At 67.4% G+C, this 17,150-nt stretch carries 14 protein-coding genes; 4 read left to right on the forward strand and 10 right to left on the reverse strand.

Translation table 11 applies throughout. The annotated features are described in order from the left end of the window. The first annotated feature begins 64 nt into the window (after window positions 1-64). Together KHZ24_01305 and KHZ24_01310 are read left to right on the forward strand one after the other, a co-directional pair. A complete protein-coding gene (locus KHZ24_01305; protein MBS5449841.1) occupies window positions 65-1,261 on the forward strand; it encodes a glycosyltransferase family 1 protein in 1,197 nt (398 codons plus the stop codon). Beyond that, the gene (locus tag KHZ24_01310; GenBank protein ID MBS5449842.1) at window positions 1,258-2,109 is read left to right on the forward strand and encodes a patatin family protein; all 852 of its coding nucleotides are present in this window, start codon (window positions 1,258-1,260) and stop codon (window positions 2,107-2,109) included. Before KHZ24_01305 ends, KHZ24_01310 begins: the two co-directional genes overlap by 4 nt. Here the strand turns inward: KHZ24_01310 and KHZ24_01315 are convergent. The 10 genes from KHZ24_01315 to metK form a co-directional block, all read right to left on the reverse strand. Next, window positions 2,090-2,296 carry a hypothetical protein gene (locus KHZ24_01315; GenBank protein MBS5449843.1) on the reverse strand — a complete coding sequence of 69 codons (207 nt, stop codon included), beginning with the start codon at window positions 2,294-2,296 and terminating at the stop codon, window positions 2,090-2,092. The genes KHZ24_01310 and KHZ24_01315 overlap by 20 nt on opposite strands. Then, window positions 2,277-3,023 (reverse strand): thiamine diphosphokinase, encoded by a 747-nt coding sequence (locus KHZ24_01320; protein ID MBS5449844.1) that lies wholly within the window; start codon window positions 3,021-3,023, stop codon window positions 2,277-2,279. The genes KHZ24_01315 and KHZ24_01320 overlap by 20 nt, the downstream gene beginning before the upstream one ends. After that, window positions 3,020-4,579, reverse strand: a complete 1,560-nt coding sequence (thiD, locus tag KHZ24_01325) for a bifunctional hydroxymethylpyrimidine kinase/phosphomethylpyrimidine kinase (GenBank protein MBS5449845.1) — start codon at window positions 4,577-4,579, stop codon at window positions 3,020-3,022. The genes KHZ24_01320 and thiD overlap by 4 nt, the downstream gene beginning before the upstream one ends. Then, window positions 4,579-5,424: a hydroxyethylthiazole kinase gene (thiM, locus tag KHZ24_01330; protein MBS5449846.1), complete on the reverse strand. Its 846-nt coding sequence runs from the start codon at window positions 5,422-5,424 to the stop codon at window positions 4,579-4,581. The genes thiD and thiM overlap by 1 nt, the downstream gene beginning before the upstream one ends. A gap of 144 nt (window positions 5,425-5,568) precedes the next feature. Further along, on the reverse strand, window positions 5,569-5,928 hold the full coding sequence (locus KHZ24_01335) for a hypothetical protein (protein MBS5449847.1): 360 nt from the start codon (window positions 5,926-5,928) through the stop codon (window positions 5,569-5,571). A 231-nt stretch (window positions 5,929-6,159) separates the two neighbouring features. Continuing rightward, a complete protein-coding gene (locus KHZ24_01340) occupies window positions 6,160-7,611 on the reverse strand; it encodes an antitermination protein NusB (GenBank protein MBS5449848.1) in 1,452 nt (483 codons plus the stop codon). After that, entirely contained in the window at window positions 7,608-8,552 is a 945-nt protein-coding gene (locus KHZ24_01345) for a methionyl-tRNA formyltransferase (protein MBS5449849.1), read from the reverse strand. The genes KHZ24_01340 and KHZ24_01345 overlap by 4 nt, the downstream gene beginning before the upstream one ends. Before the next feature lie 130 nt (window positions 8,553-8,682). Next, window positions 8,683-9,300 carry a peptide deformylase gene (gene def / locus KHZ24_01350; GenBank protein MBS5449850.1) on the reverse strand — a complete coding sequence of 206 codons (618 nt, stop codon included), beginning with the start codon at window positions 9,298-9,300 and terminating at the stop codon, window positions 8,683-8,685. A 63-nt stretch (window positions 9,301-9,363) separates the two neighbouring features. After that, a complete protein-coding gene (gene priA, locus KHZ24_01355) occupies window positions 9,364-11,709 on the reverse strand; it encodes a primosomal protein N' (GenBank protein MBS5449851.1) in 2,346 nt (781 codons plus the stop codon). A 13-nt stretch (window positions 11,710-11,722) separates the two neighbouring features. Then, window positions 11,723-13,006: a methionine adenosyltransferase gene (metK, locus tag KHZ24_01360; protein MBS5449852.1), complete on the reverse strand. Its 1,284-nt coding sequence runs from the start codon at window positions 13,004-13,006 to the stop codon at window positions 11,723-11,725. A 499-nt stretch (window positions 13,007-13,505) separates the two neighbouring features. Here metK and KHZ24_01365 point away from each other — a divergent pair, with 499 nt between their 5' ends. Both KHZ24_01365 and KHZ24_01370 read left to right on the forward strand, forming a co-directional pair. Next, window positions 13,506-15,005 carry a glutamate--tRNA ligase gene (locus tag KHZ24_01365; GenBank protein ID MBS5449853.1) on the forward strand — a complete coding sequence of 500 codons (1,500 nt, stop codon included), beginning with the start codon at window positions 13,506-13,508 and terminating at the stop codon, window positions 15,003-15,005. Between the two features lie 312 nt (window positions 15,006-15,317). Then, window positions 15,318-17,009, forward strand: a complete 1,692-nt coding sequence (locus KHZ24_01370; protein ID MBS5449854.1) for an ABC transporter substrate-binding protein — start codon at window positions 15,318-15,320, stop codon at window positions 17,007-17,009. Window positions 17,010-17,150: the final 141 nt, after the last annotated feature.

The raw sequence follows: 17,150 nt of genomic DNA on the forward strand, positions 1-17,150 counted from the left end.
CTTTCGATGCGGGGCCGCGCCTCTTTTTTGTCCCATCCACCAAACGGAAGGCCCTGTCCCGCCCATGAGAATCGCCTATGTCACAGAGACGTTCCTCCCTTCGGTGGACGGGGTCGTCACGCGCATGACGCATGCGCTGGACTGGCTCGCCGATCACGGCCACGACGCGTGCATCGTTGCGCCTGACCTGGGCTGCCGCGAGTATCGGTGCTTTAAGGTAGCAGGGGTGCGGGCCGTAACCTACCCGCTCTATCGCTCCCGACCTTGGGGCACGCCCTCCCCTGAGGTGGGCCGCATCCTGCAGCGTTGGGCACCCGACATCGTGCACGTCTGGCAGCCGTCGCTCGTCGGACTACCTGCTGTGAGGTTCGCCCGACGCCATGGCGTGCCGCTCGTCACGTCGTATCACACGAACATCGCGAGCTACCTCGACTATTACGGTTCCTTTATGCGCGCGCTCAAGCGCCCCGTCATGGCGTACCAGCGCTGGATGCACAACTGCGCCCCCATGACGCTCGTGACGTCAAACGCCATGCGCGCCCATCTCGAACAGCAGGGCGTCTCCGGACTCACGGTCCTGCCGCGCGGTGTTGAGCTCGCCGCGCGCGACCCGCACTTTCGCAGCGCTTCCATGCGCGATCTCCTCTCGGGAGGACACCCCGATCGCCCCCTGCTCGTCTATGTGGGCCGCGTCGCTGTCGAGAAAGGGCTCGACGTGCTCGTGCCGCTCATGCGCAAACATCCGGAGTGGTCGCTCGCCATCGTGGGTGGCGGCCCTCAGCTCGACCACATGCGAGAGCGCTTTGCGGGGACAAACACGACGTTCACGGGCTTCCTTCAGGGCGAGGAGCTGTCAGCCGCTTTTGCCTCGGGAGACGCCTTCGTGTTCCCCAGCACGACCGAAACGCTCGGGCTCGTCATCCTCGAAGCCCAAGCGTCGGGCGTTCCCGTCGTAGCGGCGACATCTCCCGCCACAGACGAGCAGATTCGCAACGGAGTCAACGGACTGACGTTTGACGCGGGTCAACTTGATTCGCTCGAGCGCGCCGTGTGCACGGCGTTGAGTGCAGATCCCTCCATCCAGCAGATGGTCGCGCGAGCCCTTTCTGAGGCCCGCGACAACGATTGGGAACATGCCAGCGCAGCGTTGTACGGCTGCTACGAGAAGGTGCGCGCCATATATGCTGGCGGATGGGTCACGCCTCCCCATCCGATGCGCCACTGCGCACCGGTAGCCCCCACCAAGAAGGGAGCACGATGATCCGCGACGTATCGCTCATCGTCGAAGGCGGCGGGATGCGCGGGTTTTACTCGGGAGGCGTGCTCAAGCGCCTGCTCGACGAAGGCCTGCGCTTTGCCTACGTCATCGGCATCTCGTCCGGGTCCCTGTGCGCTGCCGCCTACGTGGGCGACAGGCTCGACCTCGACTTCTCGCAGATGAAGCGTGGCGGCATGCTTTCGTTCGTCAATGCGCGCGGCTTCGTTGCCCCACGCGAAGGCATCCTCAACACGAGCTCGTTCATCGACTTCCTCGTAGAGCGCGCTTGTGAGCCGGCCCTTCGCTCTACGGCGCGGCTGCTCATACCCGCGACGAGCGCGCAGACGGGAGAGCTCACCTGGTGGGACCAGCGCGACTGCGCGACGCCCTCCGACCTGCGCCAGCGCATCGTCGCGTCGTCGAGCATCCCGTTCGTCATGCCCCAGACGAGCGTCGATGGCAGCGTCTACGCAGACGGCGGCATCCGGGACTCCATCCCCCTGCAGCATGCCATCGATGACGGCCTGCGCCGCCACGTGCTCATCCTCTCGCGCGAGCGGGGCTATCGCAAGGGGCCCCAGCACCTCGAGCTCTATCTGCGCCACGTGCTCAAACCCTATCCTCGACTCAAGGATGCCATGCTCAAGCGGCACATCCACTACAACGAGGCCATCGAGCAGGTAGAGGCGGCCGAGGACGCCGGCAGCGCATTCGTATTCCGCCCCCGCGCGCAGAGGCTTGGGCGCTTTGAGTACAACCCGGACAAGTTTGCGCTCGACTTCAACGACGGCTACGAGATGGCCAGAGAGATGCTGCCGCAACTGCGTGCGTTTATTGGCGCGGATCGATAAGCTCTCGCTCTACGAGGTCACGCGCGATCGTGAACGCCGCGATCCTGCGCTTGGCAAGCGTCATCTGAGACTTCAGACGCTCCGGATGCTCCTTCGCCTCGAGCGTCTTCACGGCCTCGCGCAGCTTGTGCAGCGTCGAGTCGATCTGGCGCTGAGCCTCGACGAGTTCATCGGCCTCGTATGTCATCGCACGGATCAGCCTCCTCGAGCGTCGTGACGTGCTTGGCTATCGGCGAGCGCTGCACGATGACAAGCGTCACGCCCTCGTGTACGGTCACGGACGCGCCCTCGCGCTCGACCACGTTCGAGACGCCGAGGTCTCCCAGGGGCGCAAGCATCGCGTGGTCAACGTCCCAGCGCATGCCGCGCTCGGAGACGACGGCGGAGCCGAGCATCGCGACAACCGAGAGCGTGCGACCGGCGTGCTGTGGCGTAAGGTTCCAGGTGGAAGTGCCTGACGGAGAGAGAATGCGCGCCTCGAACACGTCTTCCTCCAGGACAGGTCCCAGGTCGGCGCAGCGCGCCAGCGTCCCCATGGCGGCGAGCTCGTGGTCGAGCCGCCCTCCCGAGACGCCGGTCACCACCAGCCTGCCGAGATGCGTGACGTTCTCGCGCACCCAGGAGACAGCGAGGCCAAGGTCGACGTCATCCTTGTCCATCGGATAATCGACCTGCGTGGCGTGGCAAGCCCGCGCGTGCCGCAGAGCAGTGGGCGAGATGGAGTCGTTGTCGCCGATGAGGACGTCGATGCGGACGCCCGCCGCCTCGCAGGCGTCTGCGCCGGAATCGCAGGCGATGACCAGGGGACCCGTCGACGCAAGGCGGCTCATGAGGGCCGGGCTCGGGCGTACGGGCGAGCCGCCGACGACGAGCACGTCACGATCCCTCGAGGCGCTTGCAAGTGCTGCGCTCATCGCAGGCCGCCGTCGTGCAACGCGGGAGCCGCACCCTGTCGCAGGCGGGCGAAGTGGTCGAGCGGACCGTTGTGCGAGTCGCTCTGGACGAGGCCGGCCGCCAGACAGTCTGTCAGGTAGCGCTTCGCGGCACGGACGGCGACCTCCACGCCAAGCCCCTGGGCCAGCCCGCACGCGATGGCAGAGGACAGCGTGCAGCCCGTGCCGTGCGTGTTTGGCGTGTCGATGCGCACGTCAACAAGATCGAGCGGCTCGCGTTTACCCTGCAGGAGCAGGGCGTCGTGACACAGACCGTCAGCAGGCAAGTCGAGGTGCCCGCCCTTGACGAGAACCGCCCCACGCGTCAGCTTGGCCAGGGCGTACGCCATGGACTCGCAGTCCTCCCCCACCGGCTCGCCCGCAAGCAGACCGACGTCACACGCTACCTGGCACAGGGCGCGCGCCTCGGGGACGTTCGGCGTCACGACGCTCGCGAGCGGAAAAAGCTCATCGATGAGGGCTCGGGCCGTGCCGTCCGACGCCAACGAGGCACCGCTCGTCGCCACGAGGACAGGGTCGACGACAACTGGGACGTCGCCAGCCTTGCGCAGAAATCCCGCAACGGCGTGAACCTGGGCCGGGCCGCCGACCATACCGACCTTTACGGCGTCGGGGCGCATGTCGGAGAACACGGCGTCAAGCTGGGCCTCGATGAACGTCGGCTCCATGAGCCGGGACGCACGCACGCCATAGGTGTTCTGGGCCGTCAACGCACACAGGACGCTCTGGCCGTAGCAACCCAGCGCACCGATCGTCTTAAGGTCCGCCTGGATGCCCGCACCGCCCGACGAGTCGCTGCCTGCGATCGTGAGAACTGACGGGAGGCGATAGGGTCGCGCCGCCCTCTCAAAGCCGTTCGTAGCCGCGACGAGCTCGCGCGCGGCCGACACCGGATCGCTCACGGCGAACAGGGCGGAGACGACGGCGACGCCCGCCACACCCGCAGGGGCGAGAGAGGCGGCGTTTCCGGCGTGGATGCCCCCAATCGCAACTGCGGGCAGCGGCGTCGCGGCGCAGACGCTCGTGAGGCCATCGATGCCCAGCGCGTCTGCGTCGCGCTTCGTCGGCGTCGCCCACACGGCGCCGACCCCGAGGTAGTCCGCCCCGGCCTCGAGCGCCTGGCGTGCCTCGTCCGGCGTGGAAGCGGAGACCCCGACGATGGCGTCGGGCCCGAGCTCACGACGGGCGGCAAGGCAAGAGGCGTCGCTCTGACCCACGTGCACGCCGTCGGCCCCGACCTCGCGCGCGCACGCCACGTCGTCGTCTATGACGAACGGAACGCCCCGAGCCCGGCAGACGGGCAGGACGCGCCGCGCCAGCTCGCAGCGTTCCTCGTGGGATACGTCCTTCTCGCGCAGCTGCACAAACGTCGCGCCGCCCTCGATGGCCTGTGCCACGACGTCCTCAAGCGAACGTCCGTCGAGCCAGCGTGAGTCCGTGACAGCGTAGACGCGCAGGGCCGCGGCGATGCGGCCACGGCGGGCGGGGGTACCGAGAGGCGGGAGAGTAGCGTGCATTACTCGACAACCTCGACGCGAGCGCCGCTGACGAGCGTGTCCGCTTCCATCAGGCACACGGCGTCAATCAGATAGTTCGAGTACGTCGCGTTTCCGACGCCCTCGCGCTCGGCACGCTGAGCCGCTTTCTCGCCAGCCAGGCCATACATGGCGAAGGCGCAGGCCACGGCGTCGAGCGGGCAGGAGGGGTTCGCGACGAGGTAGGCTGCCGTCACGGCGCTCAGCATGCAGCCCGAGCCCGTGATGCCCGCCATGCGCTCGTGTCCGTTGCGGATGGCGTACGTGCGCTGCGCGTCGCTCACAAGGTCGATGGCACCGGACGCCGCAACGACGGCTCCGGTCACGCCGGCCAGGCGACGCAGGTAGGAGGCGACGTCGGCGATGTTCTCATCCGAGACGGCGTCGCAGGTGGCAGCGTCAACGCCGCGCGTCGTCGTCGAGCCGCTCGCCAATGCCTTTATCTCGGAGATGTTGCCGCGGACGCATGTCACGCCGCCCGCCTCGAGCACGGCAGCTGCCGTCTGGGTGCGCAGCGCGCTCGCGCCCGCGCCAACGGGGTCGAGCACGATGGGATGGGACGTCGCGCGAGCAACGGTCTGAGAGCGGCGCATGGCCTCGATGGATCGGTCGCACAGCGTGCCGATGTTGATGACGAGGCCCCCGCAGATGCCCTGAATGTCCTCGACGTCACGCGGCTCATCGCTCATGATCGGCGAACCACCGCACGCGATGAGGACGTTGGCGACATCGTGCACCGTTACGTAGTTCGTGATGCAGTGGACAAGCGGCGTAACGGAGCGGACATTCTCAAAAATGCCCGCGAGGTCGAGCGTGCCCTGAGCCATGGGATCACCCTTTCTGCGCGCGCCGCATTACCGGCGCGGTCCTTGTCGGTCGTGGCCGCGGGGCCACCTCTCAGCCGCCTTCCTTGCGGCTCCCGAGCGTATGAAAAAGGCATGCTCCCATCCTTTGGAGACACGCCGTAGAGCCTATTTTTTGTCAGCCGAGGTGGACGAAGGCGCCGCAGCCGGCTTGGCTGGCTTGTCTGAGCTCTTCGCAAGATCCTTGACGCCACCGTCGTCGTGCTTTTTGATCTCCTTGGAGCCAGAGGACGTCTTGGCAAGCTCCGTGCTTTCGGAACTGCCCGAAGTACCCTGGGTGCCGCCGGACTTGCCGCGCATGTCCGTGTTGTAGAAGCCACTGCCCTTGAGCACGATGCCGCTGGGGTCAAAGACGCGCTGGGCAACGGTACCGCACGTCGGGCACGTGACGACGGGATGCTCCATCATGCCGTGGGACACTTCAAAGACCACGTCGCAGTTCGGGCATCGATAATCGTAGCGCGCCATGCCAAGCAACCTCTTTCGTACAACCGTTGTCTACAAGCCACCAGCCATGGTACCCAATGGGCACCGACCAAACGCCCTGCCCGCAACGTCCCATACAAACATGCACACATCTACAGAACGGGCACAGTGACAGCGACCTCCCGCGGGGCTGAGGTGCCACAGATGCAAGGCACCGTGGCCCGACGCGTAGAAAATACGCGAGAACCCCGGCAACGCAGCAGATGCCGTGCCTCAGTCCCGCAGGCGCAGCACGGCACAGAAGTGCCCGTCTGGGCCGCCAACGCTCGGGTAAGTGCGAAGGTACCCCTCCGGCGTCTCGCGGGTGTCGGCCAGCTCGTCCGCCAGATCGGCCAGCCCCGCAGAGCGGGCAATGTCGCTGACGGGCACAACCTCGAAGCCAGCCCCTGCCTCGCTCGCGAGGAACGCGGCAACGACGTCCTCGTTCTCCTCGCGCAGCACAGAGCACGTGGCGTATGTCAGCATGCCACCGGGAGCGACGCGGCGGGCGCAGCTCGCCAGGATGTCGGCCTGCAGAGCGGAGCACGCACGTACGTCATCGGGCGTGAGCGACCAGGCGATCTCCGGATGGCGGCGCAACGTGCCCGTGCCGGAGCATGGAGCGTCAACGAGCACGCGGTCAAGGTGGGGCGGCAAGCCCGCGATGCCATCGAGGCTCCGCGCGTCGCCCACAACCTGGGTCACGCCGTCGACGCGAGCCAACGACAGGCGCGCGGCTGCGGCCTCGCCCTTGCCTGCGTGCACGTCGAGCGCCCATATGCGCGCGACGCCACCACGGCGATGGGCATGACCGGCAAGCAGGATGGACTTCGTGCCGCGTCCGCTGCCCACCTCGAGCATGCGATCGCCGGGTTCGGGCGCGCCGAGGTAGGCAACGAGCTGAGCACCGTAGTCTGCGACGACGACCTTAATCTCGGGCCCGCTCACAAGCGGAGACGTCGCGACGCTGCGCGTGTCAGCCGCAAGCCACGAACCGGGCACCGCGCCGTACGGGCGCACGAGCAGGCCAGCGCTCGCCAGCGTCTCAGAAGCCTTCTTGTCGTTGACCCACATGGGGACGCTCGCGACGAACGTGGGCGCCTGCTCGAGCCCGGCAGCCCCGAAGTCGGCGAGACGCGACTCCCCCAGCTCGGCGCCGACACGCTCGACGAGCCACGCGGGCAGGCCGTACCTGTGGGCGGCGCTCTGCGCCATGAACGCGTCTGCGCCCTCGGCGACGCGGCGCAGCACGGCGTTCGCGAGGCCGGCAGCGCTCTTGGCTCGCGTCTTGACGAGTTCGACGCCCTGGCTGACGGCGGCGTGGGGCGTCTTGCCGAGGAAGAGCAGCTCGAACGCTGCGATGCGCAGGGCGTCGCGCACGTCGGGCGTCAGCTTGGCCTTGGGGGCCAGGTGCGCGTCGATGGCTTCGTCGAGCGTGCCCGATGTCGCCGTGACGCCAAGCGCGAGACGGGCCGCGAACGCGCGGTCCTCCTCAGACAAGCTCTCGACGCCAGAGCGTCCCTGGGGGGAGCTCAGCAGTTCGCGCACGTAGGCGGAACGCTCGCGGGCGATATCGAGCGTGCGCAGCGCCGCTTTGCGCGAGGCAGAGAGCCGCACGCGCTCCGCGCCTGCCGGCGAGGAGCCGACACGAGGGTGTCCGGTCCGTGCGTTTGTGCGCTCGCTCATGACAGGGCCTCCCAGCCTTGATCCGTCCCGTGGATGCCGGCCGCGAACTCGCGCGCGCTCATCTCGCGTTTGCCGTCCGGCTTGACCGCCAGCACTTCGAGCACCCCATCAGCACAGCCCAGCAGGATGCGACCCTGGTGTACGACGGCCCTTCCCCGCTCGACAGCAGGAAGGCCATCATCAGGCCGCACGACATGGGCCGCAAGCACGCGAGTGGCGCGGCCCGCAACAATGCAGCGCGCCGGCGCCTCGTCAGACGACGCCTGGATGCGGCGCATATTGTCAGACGCGTCCAGCTCCGGCGACAGGCGCAGCTCTGCCTTGTCGATCTTCGGGGCCTCGCACGCCATGTTGTCGTCCTGCTCGACCCACGCGAGCTCTCGGCCAAGGGCGAGGTCATGCAGGACGTCGACGAGGGCCTCTCCGCCCATGCGGGACAGTTCCTGCGACAGCTCGGGATAGGTGCGCTCCCCCACCCACACGCTGCCCTGGCGGCAATAGGCGCCCGTGTCGAGACCGTGCTCGATACGCATGACGGAGTAGCCGAGGCGCTCGTCACCCGCAAGCAGCGCGCGCTGCATCGGCGCAGCACCGCGCCAGCGCGGAAGCAGCGACGCGTGCACGTTGAGGCAGGCGAGCTTAGGCAGAGCGATGAGGTCGTCGGGCACGATGGCGCCGAACGCCGTCACAGCGATGACGTCGGGCGCGATATCGTGCAGGCGGGCGCGCACGTCGTCGCCCCTGAGGGACTTCGTCTCGATGACAGGCACGCCAAGCTGCGTCGCCAACTCCTTGACCGGCGAGGCGATGAGCTTCTTTCCGCGACCCGACACGGCGTCGGGGCGCGTGACGACGGCTGCGAGCTCAACGAACTCCGCCGCTGCGAGCGCGCGCAGCGAGCCAAGCGCATAGGCCGGCGTCCCCATGAAGATGACGCGCAGCGTACGCGGCCGCTCGCCCGGCTCGCCAGCAACCTGCTCGGCACTGGCAGCCGCCACAGTTGCCATGGCCTGGGCCCCGTCGAGGGCACAGGCGGCACCCGCGAGCGCGTCGTCGAACGAAGGCGTCGCGCTACTCATCGTCGGCACTCGTGTCGCCCGGCTTCGCGCCCGCTGCGAGCGCCGCCTGGTACTCGCGCATAGCCTCGAGACGCTTCTCGGGAGAGAGGCGCTCGAGCATCGTGATGCCGTGCAGGTGGTCGATCTCGTGCTGTAGGCAGACGCAGAACAGGTTGTTGGCGGCCTCGTACTGCATGAGGCGGCCCTGCAGGTCGAGGGCGCGCACGGTGATGGACGTCGAGCGCTCGATGGACAGCGAGATGCCCGGAACGGACAGACAGCCCTCGTTACCCTCCTTCTTCTCTTCGGACTGCTCGACGATGACGGGGTTGATGAGAAACAGGGGGTTCTTCGGCGCGTCGTCGCCCCACTCGGTATCAATGACGACGATCTGCCGCAGGATGCCGATCTGGGGAGCTGCGATGCCGCAGCCCTCGCTCTTGTACATGATCTTGGCCATGCGCTTGGCCGTCTTTATGACCTCGTCGTCGATGGTCTCGACGGGGGCGCACTCCGTGCGCAGGCGCTCGTCCGGTGCAATGACGATCTCGGTAGCCACTGGTTTCGAACCTCCTCGGTATGCCCGGGCGCAACGTGTGTGATCGTCGCGTCGCCCGGGCCCTATCAGCATAAGATGGCGATAGTGTACCCGCCCGTGACCTCGCAGAACGGCACGGTAGGCATCCCGCGAAGCCTACATCAGGTCCGTCGGGTCGACGTCGATGGCAAGGCTCACGCCCCGAGGCGGCTGCAGGCCGACGAGGGCCGCGGTGAGGAGCGGCCCGAGCGGGGCGTCAGGGGCGGCCTTGACCATGACGTGCCAGCGATAGCGGTCCTGCACGCGCGAGATGACGCACTCGACGGGACCGAGCACTTGCGGCATGAACGCCCCGGGGCCAGAGAAGCCCTCGTCACACAGGCCTCCTTCGATCCCCGAGCGCACGGCGTTGGCAACCTGCGCCGCCGCCTCGCGCACGGCATGCTCCGCCGCACCCCACACGACGACGTTGGCCAGACGGCAGTACGGCGGGTAGAGGGCCTCGGCGCGCTGCGGCAGCTCGGCGTCGAGGAACAGGGCGCGGTCGTGGCGCGCGGCAGCCTGGATGGCGGGGTGCTGTGCCTGGTACGTCTGAATGACGACGCGCCCCGCCCGCTCGCCGCGGCCCGCTCGGCCCGCCACCTGCTCAAGCAGATCGTACGTGCGCTCGGCGGCGCGGAAGTCGCACACCTTGAGCACCGTGTCCGCGTTGATGACACCGACGAGCGTCACCTCGGGAAAATCGAGCCCCTTTGCGATCATCTGTGTGCCGAGCAGGATGGCGCTTGGCGCGGCATCAAACTCCTCGAGGCAATGCTCGTGGCCGCCCTTGGCCTTTGTCGTGTCGGCATCCATGCGCACGATGGGAATGCCACCGTCGACAATCTCATCAAGCTGCACGCGCAGCTTGTCCTCGACCTGCTGCGTACCCATGCCACTCATCTTGAAGTAGTGGCTGCCGCACTCCGGGCAGACAGCGGGCACGGGATACTCCGCCCCGCACGTGTGGCACACGAGCTTGCGCGGGCGGTCGTGGTAGGTAAGCGACGTCGAGCAGTGCTCGCAGCGCGGGACATACCCACAGTCACGGCACAGCATCCAGCGGGCGAATCCGCGCTGGTTCAGCATGAGCACGGCCTTCTCGCCACGCTCGACGACGTCCTTGATGGCCTGCGTCAGAGGGCGCGAGAACATGGAGCGCCAGTCGCTCGCAAACTCCTCGCCCATGTCGACGACCTCGACGGGCGGCAGCGTGCCCGCGCCGGCGCGCTCGGGCATCTCGACGCGCGTCCACGAGACGTCGCGGAATGTTCCTCGCTCGCAGCGTACGAGCGCCTCGAGCGACGGGGTCGCGCTGCCGAGCACGAGCGCCGCCCCATGTAGGCGAGCAAGCTCGGCAGCGACTTCACGTGCGTGGTAGCGCGGGGCGCTCCCCTGCTTGTAACTGCTCTCATGCTCCTCGTCGATGACGTAGAGCCCAGGGTTTGCCAGTGGGGCGAACAGGGCCGAGCGAGCGCCGACGACGACGCGCGCCTCGCCCGTGCGCGCCATGTCCCACTGGTCGAAGCGCTCGCCCGTCGACAGCTTGGAGTGCAGGACGGCAACGGCATCGCCGAAGCGCGAGCGAAAGCGACCCACGGTCTGGGGCGTCAGCGAGATCTCCGGCACGAGCACGACCGCGTCGCGCCCGTCGGCCAGGGTGCGCTCGATGGCAGCGAGGTAGACCTCCGTCTTGCCACTGCCCGTCACGCCGTCGAGCAGCACGACGTCACCACGTCCCTCCGCGCGTGCCGCCACGATGGCCTCAAGAGCCGCGCGCTGGCCCGGCGTCAGCTCGTCGAGGTTGCGTCGGGGCGCGCGAGCGCTCGACAGCGACGGGGAGCCCGCGCCCATCGCCCCACGCACGCGCCGGCGCCGCTCGACGTGCACGACGCCGCGCTTCGCCAGCGCAGCCACGACGGAGGATGCGCCGCTCATCGTCCAGCCGAGCTCGCTTTGGCGCACGGGTCCCTCCGAGAGGGCCTCGAGCAGGGCACGCTGGCGGGCGGCGTTGGCGGGCGGCTCATAGGAGCGCCCCTCATCCGTAAGGCTTACCCAGCGGTCGTCGACCTCGCGCGTCGCCTCCTGGCGCAGCGACCACTTGCCCGTGACGGGGTCCTTCACGGTCTTGGCCGTGAAGCCCGGCGGACAGAACAGCCGCGCAACCTGGGGCAGCGGACAGGCGTATTCGCGCGCGATCCACTCGATGGCCGCGGCGCCCGCCTCGTCGAACATCGGCAGCGCGAGCACCTGCCGCACAGGGCGAACCCTGGCGGGATCGACACCCGTCGGCGCGTCGCGGCAGACGCCGAGCACGTATCCGACAGCCGGCCGGTGCGCGAAGTCCACAAGCACGCAGGCGCCCGTGACGCACGCGTCGACCAGCTCGTCAGGCACGGAGTAGTCGAACGCGCGGTCGAGCGCGCGCGTCGGGATGTCAACGACGACGTGGGCGTAGGGCATGCGATGGCGCTCGCTACAGCTCGTAGCCGGCCTGCGCCGCAAACGAGCGCAGCGCGTCGGCGCGCGAGGTGCTCTCCCACGTGAAGTCGGGGTCGGGGCGGCCGAAGTGCCCGTAGGCCGCCGTCTTCGAAAAGACGGGGCGGCGCAGGTCGAGGTCGCGGATGATGGCGCCCGGGCGCAGGTCAAACACGTGCTGCACGGCATCCTCGATGACGTTCACAGGCACGTGCTCGCTGCCGTGGGCGTCGACGGTGAGCGACAGGGGGCGCGCGACGCCGATGGCGTAGGCAAACTGCAGCTCACACTCGTCGGCCAGGCCGGCGGCCACGATGTTCTTCGCCACCCAGCGCGCCGCATACGCGCCAGAGCGGTCAACCTTCGTGCAGTCCTTGCCCGAGAACGCGCCGCCGCCGTGGCGGCCCATACCGCCGTACGTGTCAACGATGATCTTGCGCCCCGTCAGACCGCAGTCGCCCATGGGGCCGCCGACGACGAAGCGCCCCGTCGGGTTGACGTAGATCTCGGCGTCGCGCCAGGCGATGCCCGCCTCGTCGAGCACGGGCGCGATGACGGTGCGCGTGATGTCGTCGCGGATGAGTTGCTGGGAGACAATGCACTCGTCATGCTGCGTCGAGACGACGATCTTGTCGATGGCGACGGGCGCTCCGTTCTCGTAGCGTACCGTGACCTGCGTCTTGCCGTCGGGGCGCAGGTAGTCGAGCGTGTCATCCTTACGCACGGCCGCAAGGCGCTCCGCGAGGCGATGGGCGAGGTGGATGGGCATCGGCATGAGCTCGGGCGTCTCGCGCACGGCGTAGCCGAACATCATGCCCTGGTCGCCCGCGCCGATAAGGTCGAGCGGGTCATCCGACTCCACGAGCGCCTGCTGGACCTCGTAGCTCTCGTCGACGCCCTGGGCGATGTCGGCCGACTGGCCGTGGATGGCGGAAAGCACGCTGCACGTCGAGGCGTCGAAGCCAAACTTGGCGCGCGTGTAGCCGATGCGCTCGAGCACGCCGCGCGCGATGGACTCAACGTCGACGTAGGCCTGCGTGCGGATCTCGCCCGCCACCATGACGAGGCCAGTCGTCGTCAGGCACTCGCAGGCGCAGCGGACACGCTCGAGGCAGGCCGGCTCGCCGGTCGGCGACACGTAGCCGGCCCGCTCAAGCTCGGCCTCCTTGGAAAGGATGGCGTCGAGCACGGCGTCGCTGATCTGATCGCACACTTTATCGGGGTGACCCTCCGTCACGCTCTCGGACGTGAAGAGGAAGTTGCGCTGCTGATGAAGACCCATGTCGGGATCTCCCTTCCGCCCGGCGCCTCGCAGGTTGTGCGCCCGGGCCCTCTTGTGCGAGGGCATCCCCCCGCGAGTCTGGCATGCAGGGGTGTGAGAAGGTGTCCCGTCTACCCCCATCTTCCAGGGAGCGCAGGCGCTGCGCCCGCGACCCTGCCGAGATTTGGCACCGTTCCCGCACGAGGCGGATGGTTGCCGGAGCGTCATAGGGCTCGGTCCCTGATGCTCGACGGAGACAGTCCAAGAAGCGCGCGCTGCGCCAGAAGAACCGGCCTCCCTCTCGATGAGTGCTTCCACTGTATAGAGGGGGCGTTCCCATGTACAGGGCCACACGCCAAATCCGCGAGATCGTGCACAAATGGGGCATGTCTCGCGTCCCGGCATGTGCCACCGCGCGTTTTTGGGGCAGGAGGCCCTTGCGTGCGAGCGTGTGGGGCCTCCTGCCCTATACTGGTCGATTGGATTTCTGTCCCGATTAGCGTGATTGGAGTCATCAGCCGTGTCTGACAAGCCTCGCGTGCGCTTTGCGCCGTCCCCGACGGGACGCCTGCACCTGGGCGGCGCCCGCACCGCCATCTACAACTGGGCCTTTGCCCGCGCCACCGGCGGCACGTTCGTGCTGCGCATCGACGATACCGACCCCGAGCGCTCGACGCAGGAGAACACGGACCAGATCTTGCGCTCCATGAAGTGGCTCGGCCTCACGTGGGACGAGGGCCCCGAGGTCGGCGGCGAGCACGGCCCCTACTACCAGACGCAGCGCGCCGACCACTACCAGGCCGCCCTTCAGAAGCTCATCGACACGGGCCACGCCTACCCCTGCTTCTGCACGCCCGAAGAGCTCGAGGCCTCCCGCGCGGCCGCCAAGGAGCGCGGCGACTCGTTCCAGGGCTACCAGCGCACGTGCCGCAACCTCGACCCCGCCGAGGCGCAGCGCCGCATTGACGCCGGCGAGCCGCACGTGTGGCGCCTCAAGGTACCCGAGGACCGCGGCACCATCGTCGTGGACGACGCCGTGCACGGCCCCTGCGTGTTCGAAGCCAGCGAGCTCGACGACATGGTGCTCGTGCGCTCGGACGGCACGCCGACGTACAACTTTGCCACAGTCGTCGACGACGGCGAGATGGGCATCACGCACATCATCCGCGGCGACGACCACCTGTCGAACACGCCGCGCCAGGTTCTCGTGTTCGAGGCGCTGGGCTACCCCGTGCCAACGTTCGCCCACCTCTCAATGATTCTGGGCCCCGACGGCAAGAAGCTGTCGAAGCGCCACGGCGCCACGAGCGTCGAGGAGTACCGCGACCGCGGCTATCTGCCCGAGGCCATGGTCAACTACCTCGCCCTACTCGGCTGGTCGCTCGACGGCGAGACGACGATCGTGCCGCCCGAGCAGATCGGCCAGCACTTCTCGCTCGACCGCATCTCGAAGAACCCCTCCGTGTTCGACGAGAAGAAGCTCGACTGGATGAACGGCGAGTACCTGGCCGCCATGACGGACGAGCGCTTCTCGCGCGACGTCCTCGTACCGCTGCTCTCCGCAGCCGGCCTCGTGGACGCAGACGCCTACGACGAGCCAGGTCGCGCCGCCTGGTTCGACCTGCTGTCCTCCGTCCTCAAGCCGCGCACGACGCATCTGGGCGACGTCGTCGACAAGGCTCGCTTCCTGTTTGAGGGCGAGCACGTCACGATGGACGAGACGTCCGTCGCCAAGAACCTCGCCAAGGACGGGGCGCTCGCCGTGCTCGACGCGGCCATCGCGGCGCTTGAGGCGCTGCCGGCAGATGCCTGGGAGCCGCAGGCCATCGATGGTGCGCTCGAGCCGCTGGCTGAGCAGCTCGGCATCGGCAAGCGCAAGCTGTTCCAGCCCATCCGCGTCGCCGAGTGCGGCAACCAGGTCTCGCCGCCCCTGGGCGAGAGCATGGCGCTGCTCGGTCGCGACGTGGCGATCGCTCGCCTGCGCAACGCCCGCCCGCTCGCTCAGGTCAGCGAGGCGTAGGTCGCTTTTCCGGCGCCGCACGCGCAACGGCACCGCCAACAGCCCGTCTGCATACCGCAGGCGGGCTGTTCTGATTTTGGGAATATCATGCGCCGTTTCCACTCACGCTGTGCATAGATCCGCTTAAACGTTTCATCTGTGTAAACCCATGCGTTTTGGCGAATGTTTCCTCCCGGTTTCACTACTATGATAACCTAAGCGAAGAACGACCTCAGTACGTTTTCGCGCTGTGGTCGTCACGTTTTGCCTCCCGCACCGGCAACGGCGCACGGAAGGCAATCCGTCCCTATTCAAGCAGGAGAAGGGAACTTCATGAGCACCACGCACTCCATGCCCGCAATGAATCGTCGCACGTTCATCGGCGGCGCCCTCGCCACCGGCGCCATGCTCGCCATGGCCGGCCGCGGCGCCACGGCCGCGCTTGCCGACGAGGCGACGGCCAATGCTGTCCAGGGCGGCGACCTTAAGTACTACCTGACGAACCCCGTCGGCATCGAGCCGTTCTCCGCCGAGGAGAACCAGGGCATCTCCGTCATCTACAACACGTTCGACCCCCTGTGCACCTATGACTGGGAGAAGGGCGAGATCGTCCCGCTCGCGGCCGAGAGCTGGGATGTCAACGACGACGCCACGCAGTTCACGTTCCACCTGCGCCAGGGCGCCACGTTCCACAACGGCAATCCCGTGACGTCCAAGGACTTCAAGTACTCCTGGGAGCGTCTGTGCAAGAGCGACTTCAAGCCGTCCCCCTCGACGCTGGGCTATAAGCTCTCGCAGGTTAAGGGTGCCGACGAGATGATGAAGGGCGAGGCCACCGAGCTCGACGTCGAGTGCCCCGACGACTACACGTTCGTCGTGAACCTCAAGGCCCCGTTCGCCGACTTCCCCTCCATCGCCGCCGAGGTTGCCGCCGCGCCCGTGCCGGCCGGCAGCACCGACACCGAGGAGGACTTCCAGAAGTTCCGCGTTGCCCCCATCGGCAACGGCCCCTTCATGATGGATGGCGAGTGGGTTGACTCGCAGTACATCAAGATCAAGCGCTACGACGGCTACTGGGGCGAGAAGCCGTTCATCGACTCCGTGACGTTCTCCATCTACACGGACGATCAGACGGCGTGGACCGAGTTCATGGCCGGCAACCTCGACTTCACGATCATCCCGTCCGGCCAGTTCCAGACGGCCACGACGATGTACGGCACGGCCGACGGCGACGGTCTGCTCGCCAACCCTGGCAAGCAGACGTTCAACGGCGACGAGTCGTCCATCTACTACATGCTGTGCAACAACAAGGACGACGTGATGAAGGACCCGAACGTCCGCATCGCCATCTCCTACGCCATGAACCGCCAGGCCATGTGCGACTCCATCTTCCAGGGCTTCCGCGCCCCGGCTTCCAACATCCTCGTTCCCGGCGTGCCCGGCTTCGAGGACGGCGCCTGGGACTTCTGTCCGCCCGAGGGTGACAAGGACAAGGCTGCCGAGTACTTCGACAAGGCCGGCTACACGCTGGGTGCCGACGGCAAGCGCGGCCTGAGCCTGACGCTGTCCTGCAACTCCGGTGCCTCCAACGAGGACATTATGACGATGGTCCAGGCCGACCTCGCCGCCTGCGGCGTCGACGCCACTGTTGACGTCCAGGAGTGGGCTGCCTACATCGACGCCGTCCAGGGCGGCACGTACCAGATCGGCCGTATGGGCTGGGTCATCCAGGTCCCCTATGCCGACGGCCTGCTGCAGCCGCTTCTGTACACCGGCTCGGGCGACAACAACTCGCAGTACAGCAACCCGGACTTCGACGCGGCCATCGACAAGGCCCGCACGATCGTCGACGACGAGGAGCGCATCAAGGCGTACCAGGAGGCCAACAAGATCGCAGCCGCCGACTTCCCCGTCATCCCGATGTTCTATTACAAGCACACCTACGTTGCGTCCGGGCGCGTCAACAATATGTACCTCAACCCGGCGACGTACGCTCGCCTGACGCAGTGCTGGCTGACCGCATAAGCTAAGCAACTGATCTGCGCATAGATCTGACAAGGAGCCTCTCCGGCAGTGAACTGCCTCCCAATTCTTGGACTCATTAAAGGAGACAAGGGTTGGGAGGCAGTTCTCGTGCCGGATCTCAGGGTCAAATACGATGAGGAG

Source organism: Coriobacteriia bacterium, assembly GCA_018368455.1.
Classification (GTDB): domain Bacteria; phylum Actinomycetota; class Coriobacteriia; order Coriobacteriales; family UMGS124; genus JAGZEG01.